General features: G+C 68.8%; 17 protein-coding genes. 16 read left to right on the top strand and 1 reads right to left on the bottom strand.

The features are described 5' to 3' along the window. Window positions 1-48: 48 nt before the first annotated feature. The 5 genes from ffh to C3E78_RS11710 all read left to right on the top strand — a co-directional run bounded on the left by ffh (window position 49) and on the right by C3E78_RS11710 (window position 7,366). Window positions 49-1,575: a signal recognition particle protein gene (ffh, locus tag C3E78_RS11730; RefSeq protein WP_108578575.1), complete on the top strand. Its 1,527-nt coding sequence runs from the start codon at window positions 49-51 to the stop codon at window positions 1,573-1,575. A gap of 57 nt (window positions 1,576-1,632) precedes the next feature. Further along, window positions 1,633-2,148, top strand: a complete 516-nt coding sequence (locus C3E78_RS11725; RefSeq protein WP_108578573.1) for a gluconokinase — start codon at window positions 1,633-1,635, stop codon at window positions 2,146-2,148. Continuing rightward, on the top strand, window positions 2,145-3,530 hold the full coding sequence (locus tag C3E78_RS11720; protein WP_108578571.1) for a GntT/GntP/DsdX family permease: 1,386 nt from the start codon (window positions 2,145-2,147) through the stop codon (window positions 3,528-3,530). The genes C3E78_RS11725 and C3E78_RS11720 overlap by 4 nt, the downstream gene beginning before the upstream one ends. A 177-nt stretch (window positions 3,531-3,707) precedes the next feature. Next, a complete protein-coding gene (locus tag C3E78_RS11715) occupies window positions 3,708-5,444 on the top strand; it encodes an ABC transporter ATP-binding protein (RefSeq protein WP_108578569.1) in 1,737 nt (578 codons plus the stop codon). Continuing rightward, window positions 5,441-7,366: an ABC transporter ATP-binding protein gene (locus C3E78_RS11710; RefSeq protein WP_199906810.1), complete on the top strand. Its 1,926-nt coding sequence runs from the start codon at window positions 5,441-5,443 to the stop codon at window positions 7,364-7,366. The genes C3E78_RS11715 and C3E78_RS11710 overlap by 4 nt, the downstream gene beginning before the upstream one ends. Here the strand turns inward: C3E78_RS11710 and C3E78_RS11705 are convergent. Continuing rightward, window positions 7,363-7,725, bottom strand: coding sequence for an arsenate reductase family protein (locus C3E78_RS11705; protein ID WP_108578567.1), 363 nt, complete (start codon window positions 7,723-7,725; stop codon window positions 7,363-7,365). The genes C3E78_RS11710 and C3E78_RS11705 overlap by 4 nt on opposite strands. A 66-nt stretch (window positions 7,726-7,791) precedes the next feature. Between C3E78_RS11705 and C3E78_RS11700 the strand changes: the two genes are divergently transcribed. The 11 genes from C3E78_RS11700 to C3E78_RS11650 all read left to right on the top strand — a co-directional run bounded on the left by C3E78_RS11700 (window position 7,792) and on the right by C3E78_RS11650 (window position 15,426). Then, window positions 7,792-8,208 carry a pyridoxamine 5'-phosphate oxidase family protein gene (locus C3E78_RS11700; RefSeq protein WP_108578565.1) on the top strand — a complete coding sequence of 139 codons (417 nt, stop codon included), beginning with the start codon at window positions 7,792-7,794 and terminating at the stop codon, window positions 8,206-8,208. Window positions 8,209-8,286: 78 nt separating this feature from the next. Then, the gene (locus C3E78_RS11695) at window positions 8,287-9,165 is read left to right on the top strand and encodes a sterol desaturase family protein (protein WP_108578563.1); all 879 of its coding nucleotides are present in this window, start codon (window positions 8,287-8,289) and stop codon (window positions 9,163-9,165) included. Window positions 9,166-9,360: 195 nt separating this feature from the next. Beyond that, window positions 9,361-9,840, top strand: a complete 480-nt coding sequence (gene rpsP / locus C3E78_RS11690; RefSeq protein ID WP_108578561.1) for a 30S ribosomal protein S16 — start codon at window positions 9,361-9,363, stop codon at window positions 9,838-9,840. Window positions 9,841-9,842: 2 nt separating this feature from the next. Continuing rightward, window positions 9,843-10,094 (top strand): RNA-binding protein, encoded by a 252-nt coding sequence (locus tag C3E78_RS11685; protein WP_108578559.1) that lies wholly within the window; start codon window positions 9,843-9,845, stop codon window positions 10,092-10,094. Between the two features lie 2 nt (window positions 10,095-10,096). After that, window positions 10,097-10,627, top strand: a complete 531-nt coding sequence (gene rimM / locus C3E78_RS11680) for a ribosome maturation factor RimM (RefSeq protein WP_108578557.1) — start codon at window positions 10,097-10,099, stop codon at window positions 10,625-10,627. A gap of 1 nt (window position 10,628) precedes the next feature. After that, entirely contained in the window at window positions 10,629-11,309 is a 681-nt protein-coding gene (gene trmD / locus C3E78_RS11675; protein ID WP_108578555.1) for a tRNA (guanosine(37)-N1)-methyltransferase TrmD, read from the top strand. 196 nt (window positions 11,310-11,505) lie between these two features. Then, on the top strand, window positions 11,506-12,759 hold the full coding sequence (locus C3E78_RS11670) for an ammonium transporter (RefSeq protein ID WP_108578553.1): 1,254 nt from the start codon (window positions 11,506-11,508) through the stop codon (window positions 12,757-12,759). A gap of 240 nt (window positions 12,760-12,999) precedes the next feature. Continuing rightward, window positions 13,000-13,350, top strand: coding sequence for a 50S ribosomal protein L19 (rplS, locus tag C3E78_RS11665; RefSeq protein ID WP_108578551.1), 351 nt, complete (start codon window positions 13,000-13,002; stop codon window positions 13,348-13,350). A 28-nt stretch (window positions 13,351-13,378) separates the two neighbouring features. Continuing rightward, window positions 13,379-14,047 carry a signal peptidase I gene (lepB, locus tag C3E78_RS11660; RefSeq protein ID WP_199907033.1) on the top strand — a complete coding sequence of 223 codons (669 nt, stop codon included), beginning with the start codon at window positions 13,379-13,381 and terminating at the stop codon, window positions 14,045-14,047. Between the two features lie 64 nt (window positions 14,048-14,111). Continuing rightward, window positions 14,112-14,771, top strand: coding sequence for a signal peptidase I (gene lepB, locus C3E78_RS11655; RefSeq protein WP_235833606.1), 660 nt, complete (start codon window positions 14,112-14,114; stop codon window positions 14,769-14,771). 7 nt (window positions 14,772-14,778) lie between these two features. Continuing rightward, entirely contained in the window at window positions 14,779-15,426 is a 648-nt protein-coding gene (locus C3E78_RS11650) for a ribonuclease HII (RefSeq protein WP_108578547.1), read from the top strand. Window positions 15,427-15,483 lie beyond the last annotated feature (57 nt).

Here is a 15,483-nt window from a genome sequence, read left to right as displayed (position 1 = left end):
TAGAGTTGATCAGACCCCCACCTTCTTCCTGAGGACGACGACAACCCCATGTTCGACACCCTGCAAGATCGCCTGCAGTCAGCGTTCAAGAACCTGCGCGGCAAGGGTCGACTCTCCGAGGCCGACATCGACGCGGTCGCCCGCGAGATCCGAGTCGCCCTGCTGGACGCCGACGTCGCGGTACCGGTCGTCCGCGAGTTCATCGCCAACGTCAAGGAGCGGGCCTCGGGCGCCGAGGTCAGCCAGGCGCTGAACCCCGCGCAGCAGGTCATCAAGATCGTCAACGACGAGCTCGTCACGATCCTGGGCGGCGAGACCCGCCGCATCCGCTACGCCAAGAACCCGCCCACGGTCATCATGCTCGCGGGCCTGCAGGGCGCCGGCAAGACGACCCTCGCCGGCAAGCTCGCGCTGTGGCTCAAGGAGCAGGGCAAGTCGCCGATGCTGGTGGCCTGCGACCTCCAGCGCCCCAACGCCGTCACCCAGCTGCAGGTCGTCGGCGGGCAGGCCGGCGTCTCGGTCTTCGCGCCCGAGCCCGGCAACGGCGTCGGTGACCCGGTCCAGGTCGCGACCGCCGGTCTGGCCGAGGCACGCCGCACGCTCCACGACGTCGTCATCGTCGACACCGCCGGACGCCTCGGCATCGACGCCGAGCTCATGCAGCAGGCCGCCGACATCCGTGCGGCCGTCGACCCCGACGAGGTGCTGTTCGTCATCGACGCGATGATCGGCCAGGACGCCGTCGTCACCGCGCAGGCCTTCCTCGAGGGCGTCGACTTCACCGGCGTCGTGCTGACCAAGCTGGACGGCGACGCCCGCGGTGGCGCGGCCCTCTCGGTGCGCTCGATCACCGGGCGTCCGATCATGTTCGCCTCGACCGGCGAGAAGCTCACCGACTTCGAGACGTTCCACCCCGACCGGATGGCCGGCCGCATCCTCGACATGGGCGACATGCTCACCCTGATCGAGCAGGCCGAGAAGGCGTTCGACGCCGACCAGGCCGCCAAGGACGCCGAGCGGCTCATGGGCGGCTCGTTCACGATGGACGACCTGCTCAAGCAGCTCGAGGGCATCGCCAAGCTGGGCTCGATGTCCAAGGTCATGGGCATGATCCCCGGCATGGGGCAGTACAAGGAGCAGATCAACAACTTCGACGAGCGCCAGTTCGACAAGATCAAGGCGATCATCAAGTCCATGACGCCGGCCGAGCGCGACAACCCCAAGATCATCGACGGCTCCCGCCGGTTGCGGATCTCGAAGGGCTCGGGCACCGAGGTCAAGGACGTCAACAGCCTGGTCGACCAGTTCTTCGGGATGCAGAAGATGATGCAGCAGATGGCCAAGGGCGGCGGGATCCCGGGCATGCCCGGCATCCCCGGGATGCCCGGCAAGCGGGCCGGCGCGAAGCAGAAGCCGCAGCAGAAGAAGAAGGGCAAGCGCGTCTCGGGCAACCCCGCGAAGCGTGCCGCCCAGGCGACCAGTGCCCCGAAGAACGAGGGCGCCAACGCCTTCGGCTTCCCCGCCCAGGGCGGTCAGGACTTCGAGCTGCCCAAGGAGCTCAAGGACCTGCTGTAGGCACCGGTCGGGGTGTCGCTGCCCGTCGCCGGCGCGTCCAGGCATAGTGTGCCGGGCATGGGAGCTACACCACTGGTCGTCGTCATGGGCATCTCCGGGGTGGGGAAGTCCGCCGTGGGTCACGAGCTGGCCGACCGGTTCGGCATCGAGTACGAGGACGGTGACGCCTTCCACTCCGAGGCGAACATCGCCAAGATGTCCGCCGGCACGCCGCTGACGGACGAGGACCGCTGGCCGTGGCTCGAGGACATCGGCCGCTGGCTGGCCGACCACGACGGGTCCGGCGGTGTCGTGAGCTGCTCGGCCCTGCGCCGCGCCTACCGCGACGTTCTCGTCGACGCCGCACCGCGCGTCGTCTTCCTGCACCTCACCGGTGGCCACGACCTCATCAAGTCCCGCATGGACCACCGCGAGCACTTCATGCCCTCGTCCCTGCTGCAGTCGCAGGAGGAGACGCTCGAGCCGCTGCAGGACGACGAGCGCGGCTGGGCGTTCGACATCACCCCGAACCCGGCCGAGATCGTCGACGCGTTCATCGCCCGCGCCGGACTGTCCGAAGGAGACGACGCATGAATCTGGCCGCACTCGCCACCGCCGCAGCACCCGAGCCCGTCGAGGCCGTCGCCGGCACCGGGCAGCTCATCGCCGCCGCGCTGATCGGGATCGCGGTGCTGGTCATCGCGATCACCTACTTCAAGCTCCACCCGTTCCTGGCCCTGATCCTCGGTGCCCTGACGGTCGGCGCGATCGCCGGACGGGCGATGCTCGACGTCGTCGCGAGCTTCAGCGCGGGCGTGGGCAGCACCGTGTCCGGTGTCGGCGTGCTGATCGCACTCGGTGCGATGTTCGGCAAGCTGCTCGCCGACTCCGGCGGCGCGGACCAGATCGTCGACACGATCGTGGGGCGCTCGAGCCAGCGCATGCTGCCGTGGTCGATGGCCGCGATCGGCGCGATCATCGGTCTGCCGATGTTCTTCGAGATCGGCCTCGTGCTGCTGATGCCGGTCATCTTCCTGGTCGCCAAGCGTGCGGAGCGGTCGATCATCTCCTTGGGCATTCCCGCACTCGCGGGACTGTCCGCGATGCACGGCTTCGTGCCGCCGCACCCCGGTCCTCTCGCGGCGATCGACCTGGTGGACGCCAACCTGGGCCTGACGCTCGGCCTCGGCGTCCTCGTCGCGATCCCGACGATCGTGCTCGCCGGCCCGGTCTTCGCGCGCTTCGCCGACCGCTGGGTGCCGGTTCCGGCCGGTGACCTGTACGACGCGTCGACCGAGAAGCGCGAGCGCCGACCGAGCTTCGGCATCACCCTGGCGACGGTCCTGCTGCCGGTGGTGCTGATGATGGGCAAGGCGTTCGGCGACATCGCGGTCGACGACGGCACGACGCTGCGCAGCATCCTGGACTTCATCGGCGAGCCGTTCGTCGCCCTGCTCATCGCGGTCCTGGTGGCCGTGTTCACGTTCGGCATCGGCACGGGCATGTCCAAGGAGGACGTGTCCGACGTGCTGAGCAGCTCGCTGCCGCCGATCGCCGGCATCATCCTCATCGTCGGCGCGGGCGGCGGCTTCAAGCAGACGCTCGTCGACACCGGGATCGCCGAGGTCGTGGCCGACTTCGTCCGTGACAGCGGGGTGTCCGTCCTGCTGATCGCCTGGCTCGTGGCGGTCGTCATCCGCGTGGCCACCGGCTCCGCCACCGTCGCCACGATCACCGCCGCGGGCATCATGGTGCCGATCGCCGCGGACCTGCCGAGCGGCGAGGTGTCGCTGCTCGTCCTCGCGATCGGTGCCGGCTCGGTGTTCTTCTCGCACGTCAACGACGCAGGGTTCTGGTTGGTCAAGGAGTACTTCGGCCTGACCGTCGGCCAGACGATCAAGAGCTGGTCGATCATGGAGACCGTCCTGTCGGTCAGCGGCCTGGTCGTGGTGCTGGCGCTCAACCTCGTCGTCTGACCGGCGACGCGGCGCAGTTTCCCAGGAGAACCCCCGGACCGGACGCTTCCCACTGGTCGCGACAGGGGCGAGGTGCCGGCTTTCGGGGTTCTCCTGGGAAACCCCAGCGGGGGGGCGGTCGGAACGGACGACGTCGCCCACGCGGCCGACGGCGGGGCGCCGAGATAGCCTGAGGCAATGCTTCTGCCGCTGCTGAGGACGTACCTCGCGCCGTACAAGCGTCCGATCGCGGTGGTGCTGTTCTTCCAGCTCGTCCAGACGCTGGCCAACCTGTACCTGCCCGGCCTCAACGCCGACATCATCGACCGGGGCGTCGTGCTGGGCGACACCGGCTTCATCGTCCGCACCGGCGTCGTGATGCTGGCCATCACGTTCCTGCAGGTCGTGTGCACGATCATCGCGGTCTACTACGGTGCCCGGACGTCGATGGCCCTCGGCCGAGACCTGCGCGCCGGCGTGTTCGGCACAGTGGAGACCTTCGCCGCCCGCGAGATGGCCCAGCTGGGCGCGCCGACCCTCATCACGCGGTCCACGAACGACGTCCAGCAGGTCCAGCTCATCGTCTTCATGGCGCTCACGCTGCTCGTGACCGCCCCGATCATGTGCTTCGGCGGCATCGCCATGGCGCTGCGCCAGGACGTCGAGCTCTCCGGCCTCCTGCTGCTGGTGATCCCGGCGCTCGTGATCAGCATCGGGCTCGTGATCCGCCAGATGCGTCCGCTGTTCCGCCTCCTGCAGGTCAAGATCGACGCGATCAACGGGGTCATGCGCGAGCAGATCATGGGGATCCGGGTGATCCGGGCGTTCGTCAAGGAGGACTACGAGGGCCGCCGCTTCGGCGACGCGAACCGCGAGAACATGGAGGTCGCGATCGCGGTCGGCCGGCTCATGGCCATGATGTTCCCGATCGTCATGCTCATCATGAACGTCTCGGTCGTGCTGGCCACGTGGTTCGGCGGCTACCGCATCGGCAGCGGCGACCTGGACGTCGGCACCCTGACCGCGTTCCAGAACTACCTGGTCCAGATCCTCATGTCGGTCATGATGGCCACGTTCATGCTGATGCTCTGGCCCCGCGCCGAGGTGTCGGCGGAGCGCATCACCGAGGTGCTCCGCACCGAGCCGAGCGTCCAGGCCCCCGACGGAGCGGTCCCGGTCACGCTGTCCGAGGGCCGGGTCGACATCCAGGACGCCTCGTTCGCGTTCCCCGGCGCCGAGCACGACGTCCTGCACGGGATCGACCTCGTCGCGCGCCCGGGGGAGACCACCGCGATCATCGGCTCGACCGGCAGCGGCAAGTCGACCCTGCTCGGGCTCGTCCCGCGGCTGTTCGACGCGACGTCCGGCACGGTCCGGATCGACGGCCACGACGTCCGCTCGCTGCGCCCCGAGGACGTGTGGGCCGCGATCGGACTGGTGCCGCAGCGCCCCTTCCTGTTCTCCGGCACGGTGGGTTCGAACCTGCGGTACGGACGTCCGGACGCGACCGACGAGGAGGTGTGGGCGGCCCTCGAGATCGCCCAGGCCACCGACTTCGTGCGCCGGATGCCCGAGCAGCTCGAGGCACCGATCGCGCAGGGCGGCACGAACGTCTCCGGTGGCCAGCGCCAGCGCCTGGCGATCGCCCGCGCGATCATCAAGCGCCCGGCGATCTACCTGTTCGACGACTCCTTCTCGGCCCTGGACTACGGCACCGACGCGGCGCTGCGTGCGGCCCTGCGCACGGTGACCGCCGACTCCGCGGTGATCATCGTCGCCCAGCGCGTCTCCACGATCCGCGGCGCCGACCGCATCGTCGTCCTGGACGAGGGCCGGGTCGTCGGCACCGGCACCCACGACGAGCTGATGGAGACCTGCGGCGTCTACCGCGAGATCGTCCTGTCGCAGCTCACGCTCGAGGAGGCGACCGCATGAGCGGCGGACGGCCGGGCGGACCGGCACTCGCGGGCATGGGCATGCCCCCGGCCCGGGCCCAGGACTTCAAGGGCACGCTGCGCCGCCTCGCCGACCGCGTGCTGGACCAGCGCCGGATCCTCTGGGGTGTCGTGGTCTTCGGCGTCATCGCGACCTCTCTGTCCGTGATCGGGCCCAAGGTCCTCGGACGTGCGACCGACATCGTCTTCACCGGCTACCTGTCCGACCAGTTCCCCGCCGGCACCACGAAGGCCGAGGTCGTGGCGACCCTGCGCGCCGACGGACGGGACCAGCTCGCGTCCCTCGTCTCGTCCGTGGACCTGCAGCCGGGCTCGGGCATCGACTTCACCAGCCTCTCGTGGGTGCTGGGCGGAGTGCTCGTCCTGTACGTCCTGGCGTCGCTGCTGCAGTGGTTCCAGGGCCGTTTCACCACGATCGTCGTGCAGCGCACCGTGGCCCGCCTGCGCGACGACGTCGAGGCGAAGATCAACCGTCTGCCGCTGTCGTACTTCGACCGCACCGAGCGCGGCGAGGTGCTCTCGCGCACGACCAACGACATCGACAACATCGCCCAGTCGTTCCAGCAGACCATGAGCCAGCTGCTCACCTCGCTCCTCATGGTCATCGGCACGCTCGCGATGATGTTCGTGATCTCGCCCCTGCTCGCCCTGGTCGCGCTGGTGACGATCCCGCTGGCACTCGCGATCACCCGTGCGGTCACGAAGCGCTCGCAGCCGCAGTTCGTCAAGCAGTGGGCCAGCACCGGTCGCCTCAACGGTCACATCGAGGAGGTGTTCACCGGTCACGACGTCGTCAAGGTCTTCGGCCGGCAGGCCGAGGCCCGCGAGGAGTTCCAGGCGCGCAACGACGCGGTCTTCGACGCGTCCTTCAAGGCCCAGTTCATCTCCGGCGTGATCCAGCCGGTCATGATGTTCATCAGCAACATCAACTACGTCCTCGTGGCCGTGATCGGCGGTCTGCGCGTCGCGTCCGGCTCGCTGAGCATCGGCGACGTGCAGGCGTTCATCCAGTACTCCCGGCAGTTCACCCAGCCGCTGACCCAGCTCGCCGCCATGATCCAGGTGCTCCAGTCCGGCGTCGCGTCGGCCGAGCGGGTCTTCGGCCTGCTCGACGAGGACGAGGAACGTCCCGACGAGGCCGACGCGCCCTTCCCGGACCCGGTGCGCGGGCGGGTCGTGTTCGAGGACGTGTCGTTCTCGTACGTGCCGGACGAGCCCCTCATCGAGCACCTCGACCTGGTGGCCGAGCCCGGCCAGACGATCGCGATCGTGGGCCCGACCGGGGCAGGCAAGACCACGCTGACCAACCTCGTCCTGCGCTTCTACGACGTCGACGCGGGCCGCATCACCCTCGACGGTGTCGACATCGCCCGGATGGACCGTGGGCCGCTGCGCCGCAACTTCGGTGTCGTGCTGCAGGACACCTGGCTGTTCAAGGGCACGATCCGCGACAACATCGCGTACGGTGCCGACGACGCGACCGAGGACGAGATCATCGCGGCGTCCGAGGCCGCGTTCGTCGACCACTTCGTGCGCACGCTGCCGGACGGCTACGACACCGTGATCGAGGACCAGGGCACGAACGTCAGCGCGGGCCAGCGCCAGCTGCTGACGATCGCGCGGGCCTTCCTGGCCGATCCGTCGATCCTCGTCCTGGACGAGGCCACGAGCTCGGTCGACACCCGCACCGAGTCGCTCGTCCAGGGGGCCATGGAGCAGCTGCGGGCGGGACGGACGTCCTTCGTCATCGCCCACCGCCTGTCGACGATCCGCGACGCGGACCACATCGTCGTGATGGAGGACGGGCACATCGTCGAGCAGGGCACCCACGACTCGCTCCGGGCGGCCGGCGGGGCGTACGAGCGGCTGTACTCGGCGCAGTTCGCGGCGCCGGCGGTCTAGCGGGACTCGGCGAGGAAGGCCGCCACCCGGTCCTTCGGGCGGCCGATGATCGCGCGGTCACCGCGCACCAGCACGGGACGCTGCATGAGACGGGGGTGCTCGACCAGCAGGTCGGCGACCGCCTCGGGCGTCTCGTACGACGCGGGGTCGAGCTCGAGGCCCTTGAAGAAGCCGTCCTTGCGCACGAGGTCCGCGGGCGGGTCCTCGAGCCGGCCGATGAGCTCGAGCAGCTCGTCGCGCGACAGCGGCTGCTTGAGGTACTGAACCACCTCGACGTCGACGCCGGCCGCCGTGGCCTCGTCGAGGGCGTGCCGGGACGTCGAGCAGGCGGAGTGGTGGAGGATCCTCACGTCGGACATGACGCGAGCATAGGCGCGGCGACCGGGCCCGTGTGAGGATGGTGACCGAAGCCAGGAGGACGCCACATGACGCAGACCACCGGACGGTTCACCGAGATCCCGCAAGATGAGTGCCTCGAGCTCATGCAGACCACCACGGTCGGCTGGCTCGCGTTCGTCGACGGCGAGGGGCAGCAGCTGCTGCCGGTCAACTTCGTCCTCGACGGTTCGGACATCTACTTTCGCACGATGGCAGGCTCCACCATCTCGTCGCTCGCCGACGGGAACGACGACGTGGCGTTCGCGGTGGACCACCGCGAGGAGATCTACCAGAAGGGCTGGGACGTGACCGCCCACGGACCGACGGCCCGGGTCGAGGATCCCGACCTCATCGCCCAGGTCGCAGCCGGCGCGCGGCCACGGCCGTGGGCGCCGGGGGAGCGCGACGTGCTCATCGTGCTGCGGCCGCGACGCATCTCCGGACGCCGCGTCCGTCGCCAGTGACCCGTTGATGTGTCCTTCGGGTCATATGTGTGACCCGAAGTGCCTCCGGGCGATCTCCGGCCGTGCCATGAGCGCGGCATGTGGGAGGCCTTTTCGCACAACTTGAAGGATCCGGCCGGTGCCGCGATCCCGTTCTTCCTGCTCTTCATGGTGATCGAGATGTTCGCGGTCCGCCGCGAGGAGGCGCACGACCGTGACGAGCACGCGGCGCACCAGGTCAAGGGCTACCTCGCCGAGGACACGCGCACGAGCCTGACCATGTTCGCGGCCTCGATCGCGTACTCCGCGGTCTTCCGCACGGCCGCCTTCCTGCTCTACACGGTCCTGTACGTCCACCTGGCGCCCTGGCACCTCTCGGCGGCCAACCCGTGGACGTGGGTCGGGGTCATCATCGGTGTCGACTTCCTCTGGTACGTCTACCACCGCTTCGCGCACCGCGTACGCCTCGGCTGGGCCGGCCACCAGGCCCACCACTCGAGCATGTTCTTCAACTTCTCGACGGCCCTGCGCCAGAAGTGGAACCAGTGGTTCGAGGTGATGATCTGGCTGCCCCTGCCGCTGCTGGGCGTCCCGCCGTGGATGATCTACTTCGTCTTCTCGCTCAACCTGATCTGGCAGTTCCACCTGCACACCGAGAAGATCGAGAAGTTCCCGCGCTGGTGGGAGGCCGTGTTCAACACCCCGTCGCACCACCGCGTGCACCACGGCTCGGACCCGATCTACCTCGACAAGAACTACGGCGGCATCCTCATCGTCTGGGACCGCCTGCTCGGCTCGTTCCAGACCGAGCTGCACCGGCCGACGTACGGCCTGACGTACCCGGTCGGGACGTACAACGTCTGGTCGCTGCAGTACGGGGAGTACAAGAAGATCTGGCAGGACGTCCGCCGGGCCCGTGGTGTGCGGGACAAGCTCGGGTACGTCTTCGGCCCGCCCGGCTGGGCGCCCCGCTCGTAGACGGCAGGGCGGCTCCGTGCCGAATCGCGGGCCGAATTGGAGCCCGCGGGAGAACTCTGGCAGAATGAGCCCTTGCGTCCGTACGCGTCGGGACCCTCTCATCTCGACGTAGTCCGGCTCACCGATCTCGTCGGCCGTGTCCCCACGCGCCACCGACAGCTCAACCACACACACATCTGAGGAGACACCACACTCGTGGCAGTCAAGATTCGCCTGAAGCGCATGGGCAAGATCCGTACGCCGTTCTACCGCATCGTCGTCGCCGACTCGCGCACCAAGCGCGACGGCCGCGTGATCGAGGAGATCGGCACGTACAACCCCAAGGCCGAGCCGTCGATCATCAACGTCGACGGAGAGCGCGCGCAGTACTGGCTCGGAGTCGGCGCCCAGCCGACCGAGGCCGTCGCCGCCCTGCTGAAGATCACCGGTGACATCGGTGGCCAGAACACCATGAAGTTCGCCGAGGAGAAGCGCTCCAAGGAAGACATCTTCCAGGACGCCCTCAAGGAGCTCCACAGCGAGCCCAAGTCGGACGCGGTGACCAAGAAGGCCGCCGCCAAGAAGGCTGAGCCCAAGGCCGAGGAGCCCAAGGCTGAGGAGCCGGCGGCCGACGAGGCCAAGGCTGACGACGCCAAGGCTGACGACGCCGCGTCGTCCGACGAGGCCAAGGCCTGATCGTGGCCGCCCCTCTGGTCGAGGTCATCGAGCACCTCGTCGCCGGCATCGTCGACAGCCCTGACGACGTCGACGTGCGTGTGAAGCAGACGCGCAACGGCGAGCTGTTCGAGGTCCGGGTCAACCCGGACGACCTCGGCAAGGTCATCGGCCGACAGGGCCGTACGGCCACGGCCGTCCGCAAGGTCGCGGGCGCGATCGCCGGTCGTGGCGGCGCGCGCATCGACTTCGTGGACGTCGATCGTCGCAGCTGACGATGCTGGTCGTCATCGGCCGTATCGGTCGTGCCCACGGGATCCGTGGTGAGCTGAACGTCGACATCCGTACAGACGAGCCCGAGCGGCGTTTCGCCCCGGGCTCGTCTGTCGTCGCCGGACGACGCAGGCTGACCGTGACGAAGGCGCGCCACCACGGTGGCCGCCTCGTCGTGGCGTTCGACGAGGTCCCCGACCGCAACGCGGCCGAGGCCCTGCACGGCACGGTGCTCGAGGCCGAGGTGGATCCCGCGGACGTCCCCGAGGACCCCGACGAGTTCTACGACCACCAGCTGGTCGGCCTCGAGGTCCGCTCGGGCGATGCCGTCGTCGGCAGCGTGACCGGACTCGTCCACCTGCCGTACCAGGACACCCTGGCCGTCGACGTCGACGGCCGTGAGGTGCTGATCCCGTTCGTCACCGAGCTCGTGCCGGTGGTGGACGTCCGTGGCGGGTTCGTCACGGTCGCGGACGTCGAGGGACTGCTGGACCCGTCGAAGGCCGAGAACGCCGCCTCCGACCTCGAGGCCTGACGTGCGCGTCGACGTCGTCTCGATCTTCCCGGCCTACCTGGACGCGCTGCAGCTCTCGCTCGCCGGCAAGGCGCAGTCGTCCGGTCTGCTCACGATCCGGACCCACGACCTGCGCGACTTCACCCACGACAAGCACCGCAGCGTGGACGACACCCCGTACGGGGGCGGGGCCGGCATGGTGATGAAGGCCGAGCCGTGGGGGGAGGCCCTGGACTCCCTCGCGAGCGAGCAGGCCGTCGTCGTGGTCCCGACCCCCTCGGGCACGCCTTTCACCCAGCGGACGGCCGAGCGCCTGAGCGGCGAGTCCCACCTGCTCTTCGCGTGCGGCCGCTACGAGGGCATCGACCAGCGCGTGATCGACGAGGCCTCCGACCGGTGGCGCGTCGAGGAGATCTCGCTCGGTGACTTCGTCCTCAACGGCGGAGAGGTCGCCGCCCTGGCGATGATCGAGGCCATCGTCCGGCTCGTGCCGGGCTTCATGGGCAACCCGGCGTCCCTGGTCGAGGAGTCCCACGGCGACGACGGGCTGCTGGAGTACCCCGTCTACACCAAGCCCTCGAGCTGGCGCGGCCGCGACGTCCCGCCGGTCCTGCTCTCGGGCAACCACGCCGCGATCGCCGCATGGCGCCGCGAGCAGGCGCTGGAGCGCACGCGTCGACGCCGTCCCGACCTGCTCGGCTGACGCCTGAGCCGCCCGGGGCCCACGGGTCAGGTGGTGCCCGGGGCGACGTGGAATTAACACGATCGCAGGGCACGTAACGCCCGCGAAATGCTGAGGCAAGCCTCGCAAAACCTCGTGGCGACACAGTGTGTCTCGCGCCCGACAGCAGCAGCGTCGCTCTGCCGGCCGAACGACACCCCCCTCAGAGAGGTTTCTCATGACCCCCGGAACTATCTGGCTGCTGGTCTCCGCAGCCCTCGTCCTGTTCATGACACCGGGCCTGGCGTTCTTCTACGGAGGACTCGTCAAGGCCAAGAGCGTCGTCTCCATGATGATGCTCAGCTTCGGCGCCATCGGCCTGGTCGGCGTCCTGTGGGTGCTGTACGGCGCCAACATGGCGACGCTGGACAACAGCGGCAGCGACTGGATCAAGCAGGTGCTCGGCAACCCGTTCTCGGACTTCGGTCAGTGGGACGCCGCCAAGGACTCGTTCGGCGGCGGTGACGGTGGCGTCCTGGCCAGTGTCGCCTTCGGCTCGACCTTCGCGATCATCACGGTGGCCCTGATCTCGGGCGCCATCGCCGATCGTGCGCGGTTCTTCCCGTGGATGCTGTTCGCCGGCCTGTTCGCCACGCTCGTCTACTTCCCGGTCGCCGGGTGGGTGTTCGCGTTCAACGACGACGGCATGACCGGCTGGATCGGCAACCTCGGTGACAACCTCGGCATCGACGCCTCGACGATCGACTTCGCCGGCGGCACCGCCGTCCACATCAACGCGGGTGCTGCGGCCCTGGCCCTCGCCCTCGTGCTCGGCCAGCGTGTCGGCTTCAGCAAGGAGCTGCAGAAGCCCCACAACGTCCCGCTCGTGCTGATCGGCGCGGCGATCCTGTGGTTCGGCTGGTTCGGCTTCAACACCGGGGCGGCCGCCGGCGACGGCATGGCCACGCTGATCTTCGTCAACACGATCGTCTGCCCCGCGGCCGGCATCCTCGGCTGGATCATCGTCGAGCACTTCAAGAACGGCAAGGCCACGTCGGTCGGCGCGGCGTCCGGTGCTGTCGCCGGCCTGGTCGCGATCACTCCGTCCTGTGTCGCGCTGCAGCCCATCTGGGCCATCGTGCTCGGCCTGCTCGCCGGTGGCGTCTGCGCCATCGCGGTCGACCTGAAGTTCAAGCTCGGCTACGACGACTCGCTCGACGTCGTCGGCATCCACCTGGTCGCCGGCATCATCGGCACGCTCTACCTGGGCTTCTTCGCGATGGAGACCGGCCTGTTCACCGGCGGGGGCAACCTCGACCAGCTGATCCTGCAGGCGGTCTCGGCGATCGCCGTCGCGGTGTACTCGTTCGTGGTGTCGTACGCCATCGCCACGGTCATCAACCGCACGATCGGCTTCCGCATCCACCAGGACGAGGAGTCGGCGGGCATCGACTCCGTCCTCCACGGTGAGGAGGGCTACGCGCTCGTCTGAGCGTCGTCCGTCCATCCCGATGGACCACCCGACGCGCCCGCCGGACCTCCCGGCGGGCGCGTCGCCGTCTCCCGGCGGGCAGGGCGGTCACCGATTGGCTCGGACGCGCACCGGTGTGGCAATATTGACCCTTGGCGCCGGACGGATCTGCCACAGGGGAACCGTCGATCACCGCCGCACCACTTCCTTTTCGAACAACCCAGCCGTGGGTGACCTGTGGCACCAGCGAGGAGCAGAACCATGACCAACATCATCGACCAGGTCGCCAGCGAGTCGCTGCGCACCGACCTGCCCACCTTCCGTGCGGGCGACACGCTCGAGGTTCACGTGAAGGTCATCGAGGGCAGCCGCTCGCGCATCCAGGTCTTCAAGGGTGTCTGCATCAAGGTCCAGGGCTCGGGCATCGGCCGGACCTTCACGGTCCGCAAGGTCAGCTTCGGTGTCGGCGTGGAGCGCACGTTCCCGCTGCACACGCCCGTGATCGACCACATCGACGTCGCGATCCGCGGCGACGTGCGTCGCGCCAAGCTGTACTACCTGCGCAACCTGCGCGGCAAGGCTGCCAAGATCAAGGAGAAGCGCGACGTCTGAGTCGCGCCCGCTGCCGACGACCGACCCGCTGCCGAAAGGTGGCCGGCGGCGTCGGCAGCTCCCGGTCTGGCAGGAGTCGATCCTGCTGGTCGTGGTGGCGGTGCTCCTGGCGGTCGTCGTGAAGACGTTCTTCGTCCAGGCTTTCTACATCCCGTCGGGCTCCATGGAGCCTTCGATGCTGGTCGACGACAAGATCCTCGTCCAGAAGGTCTCCTACTGGGGCGGCGACGTGAGGCGCGGGGACATCGTCGTGTTCGACGATCCCGGAGGCTGGCTCGGCCCCGAGGACTCCCAGCCCGCGGGCAACGTGCTGCAGCGTGGTCTGGAGAAGGTCGGTCTGCTGCCGAGCGGTGGCCACCTCATCAAGCGCGTCGTCGGTGTCGGCGGCGACCACGTCACGTGCTGCACCGACAGCCGGTTGACGGTCAACGGCCGCACGATCCAGGAGCCGTACGTCCTGGACCCGACGGCCACCAAGGACACCCGCTTCGACGTCGTCGTGCCGAAGGGCAGCCTGTGGGTCATGGGCGACAACCGCGGCAACTCGCTGGCGTCCCCGCAGCACATCACCGACCCGGGCCGCGGCTTCATCCGCGAGTCCAGTGTCGTGGGCAAGGCGTGGCTGCGCGTCTGGCCGTTGAAGCGTGCCGGATTCGTCGACGGCACCGACGCGTTCGCGGACGTCAAGAAGCCCTGAGCGCCTCGCCTCGACACGCGAGTCCGCAGCGGAGGTCGTTGCGCGGTGCGGCTAGGCTCGCCGGGTGAGTGACAAGAAGCGGCAGCTCCCCGTATGGCAGGAGTCGATCCTTCTCGTCGCCACCGCCATGGTGATGGCGGTCGTCGTCAAGACGTTCTTCCTCCAGGCGTTCTACATCCCGTCGGAGTCGATGGAGCCGACGATGCTGGTCGACGACAAGATCCTGGTCCAGAAGGTCTCCTACTGGGGCGGCGACGTGAAGCGCGGCGACGTCGTGGTCTTCGACGACCCGGGAGGTTGGCTCAGCCCCGAGGACTCCCGCCACGCCAGCAACTTCGTGCAGAGCGGCCTGGAGAAGATCGGCCTGTTCCCGACCGGCGGTCACCTCATCAAGCGGGTCATCGGCGTCGGTGGCGACACGATCCGCTGCTGCAGCGAGGGCAAGCTGACGGTCAACGGCAAGGAGCTCGACGAGTCCTACCTGCTGGACGAGTCGGCGACCAAGGACAAGACGTTCGAGGTGAAGGTCCGCAAGGGGTACCTGTGGGTCATGGGCGACAACCGCGGCAACTCGTACGACTCGCGCGGCCACCTGGGCGACCCCGGCGGGGGACAGGTGTCCGAGAAGTCCGTCGTGGGCAAGGCCTGGCTCCGGGTGTGGCCGTTCGGCCGTGCCGGGTTCATCCACAAGCCCGAGACGTTCGAGACCGTCAACCGGAAGTGAGCGCGCCGTGACCCGCCTCGCCAAGGGCTCGACGATCCGCCGTGACGCCGGCCTGTACGGCTACGAGCGCGCGCTGGCCCGTCAGGGACTGCACCCCGTCGCCGGCGTCGACGAGGCCGGCCGCGGGGCGTGCGCCGGTCCGCTGGTGGCCGCCGCGGTCGTCCTCGACCGGCAGATCCCCGGCCTGGCCGACTCCAAGCTGCTCACGGAGAAGCGTCGCGAGGCGTGCTTCGACCTCATCATGAAGCGGGCCGTCGACGTCTCGGTCGTCGTCGTCCCGGCTGCCGACTGCGACCGCATGGGCCTGCACCAGGCCAACATCGCGGCCCTGCGTCGTGCGCTGTGGCGCCTCGAGATCCGTCCGGGCTACGTCCTCACCGACGGGTTCCCGGTGGACGGCCTCGGCGTCCCGGGGCTCGCGGTCTGGAAGGGCGACCGGGTCTCCGCGTCGATCGCGGCGGCGTCCGTGGTGGCGAAGGTGACACGCGACCGCCTCATGGTGCGCATGCACGAGGACTTCCCGGCGTACGATTTCGCCACGCACAAGGGCTACAGCACGCCCGTGCACCAGGCGGCCCTGCGGGACCACGGACCGTGCGACCAGCACCGCAAGACCTACGTGAACGTCAAGGCAGCGATGGAGCAGATGGCATGAGCGAGCGCCAGCGAGCGAGTCATGAGGCAGCGATCATGCCGGCCTCTTCGTACCGTG

This window comes from Aeromicrobium chenweiae, assembly GCF_003065605.1.
GTDB classification, from domain to species: domain Bacteria; phylum Actinomycetota; class Actinomycetes; order Propionibacteriales; family Nocardioidaceae; genus Aeromicrobium; species Aeromicrobium chenweiae.
The sequence above is the reverse complement of the archived record's forward strand: the minus strand, read 5'-3'. Positions and strand labels throughout refer to the sequence as shown.

Bases quoted from the DNA above. Each gene is read 5' to 3' on its own strand.
- ffh (WP_108578575.1), top strand. From the start codon at position 49: ATGTTCGACACCCTGCAAGATCGCCTGCAGTCAGCGTTCAAGAACCTG.
- C3E78_RS11725 (WP_108578573.1), top strand. From the start codon at position 1,633: ATGGGAGCTACACCACTGGTCGTCGTCATGGGCATCTCCGGGGTGGGG.
- C3E78_RS11720 (WP_108578571.1), top strand. From the start codon at position 2,145: ATGAATCTGGCCGCACTCGCCACCGCCGCAGCACCCGAGCCCGTCGAG.
- C3E78_RS11715 (WP_108578569.1), top strand. From the start codon at position 3,708: ATGCTTCTGCCGCTGCTGAGGACGTACCTCGCGCCGTACAAGCGTCCG.
- C3E78_RS11710 (WP_199906810.1), top strand. From the start codon at position 5,441: ATGAGCGGCGGACGGCCGGGCGGACCGGCACTCGCGGGCATGGGCATG.
- C3E78_RS11705 (WP_108578567.1), bottom strand. From the start codon at position 7,725: ATGTCCGACGTGAGGATCCTCCACCACTCCGCCTGCTCGACGTCCCGG.
- C3E78_RS11700 (WP_108578565.1), top strand. From the start codon at position 7,792: ATGACGCAGACCACCGGACGGTTCACCGAGATCCCGCAAGATGAGTGC.
- C3E78_RS11695 (WP_108578563.1), top strand. From the start codon at position 8,287: ATGTGGGAGGCCTTTTCGCACAACTTGAAGGATCCGGCCGGTGCCGCG.
- rimM (WP_108578557.1), top strand. From the start codon at position 10,097: ATGCTGGTCGTCATCGGCCGTATCGGTCGTGCCCACGGGATCCGTGGT.
- C3E78_RS11670 (WP_108578553.1), top strand. From the start codon at position 11,506: ATGACCCCCGGAACTATCTGGCTGCTGGTCTCCGCAGCCCTCGTCCTG.
- rplS (WP_108578551.1), top strand. From the start codon at position 13,000: ATGACCAACATCATCGACCAGGTCGCCAGCGAGTCGCTGCGCACCGAC.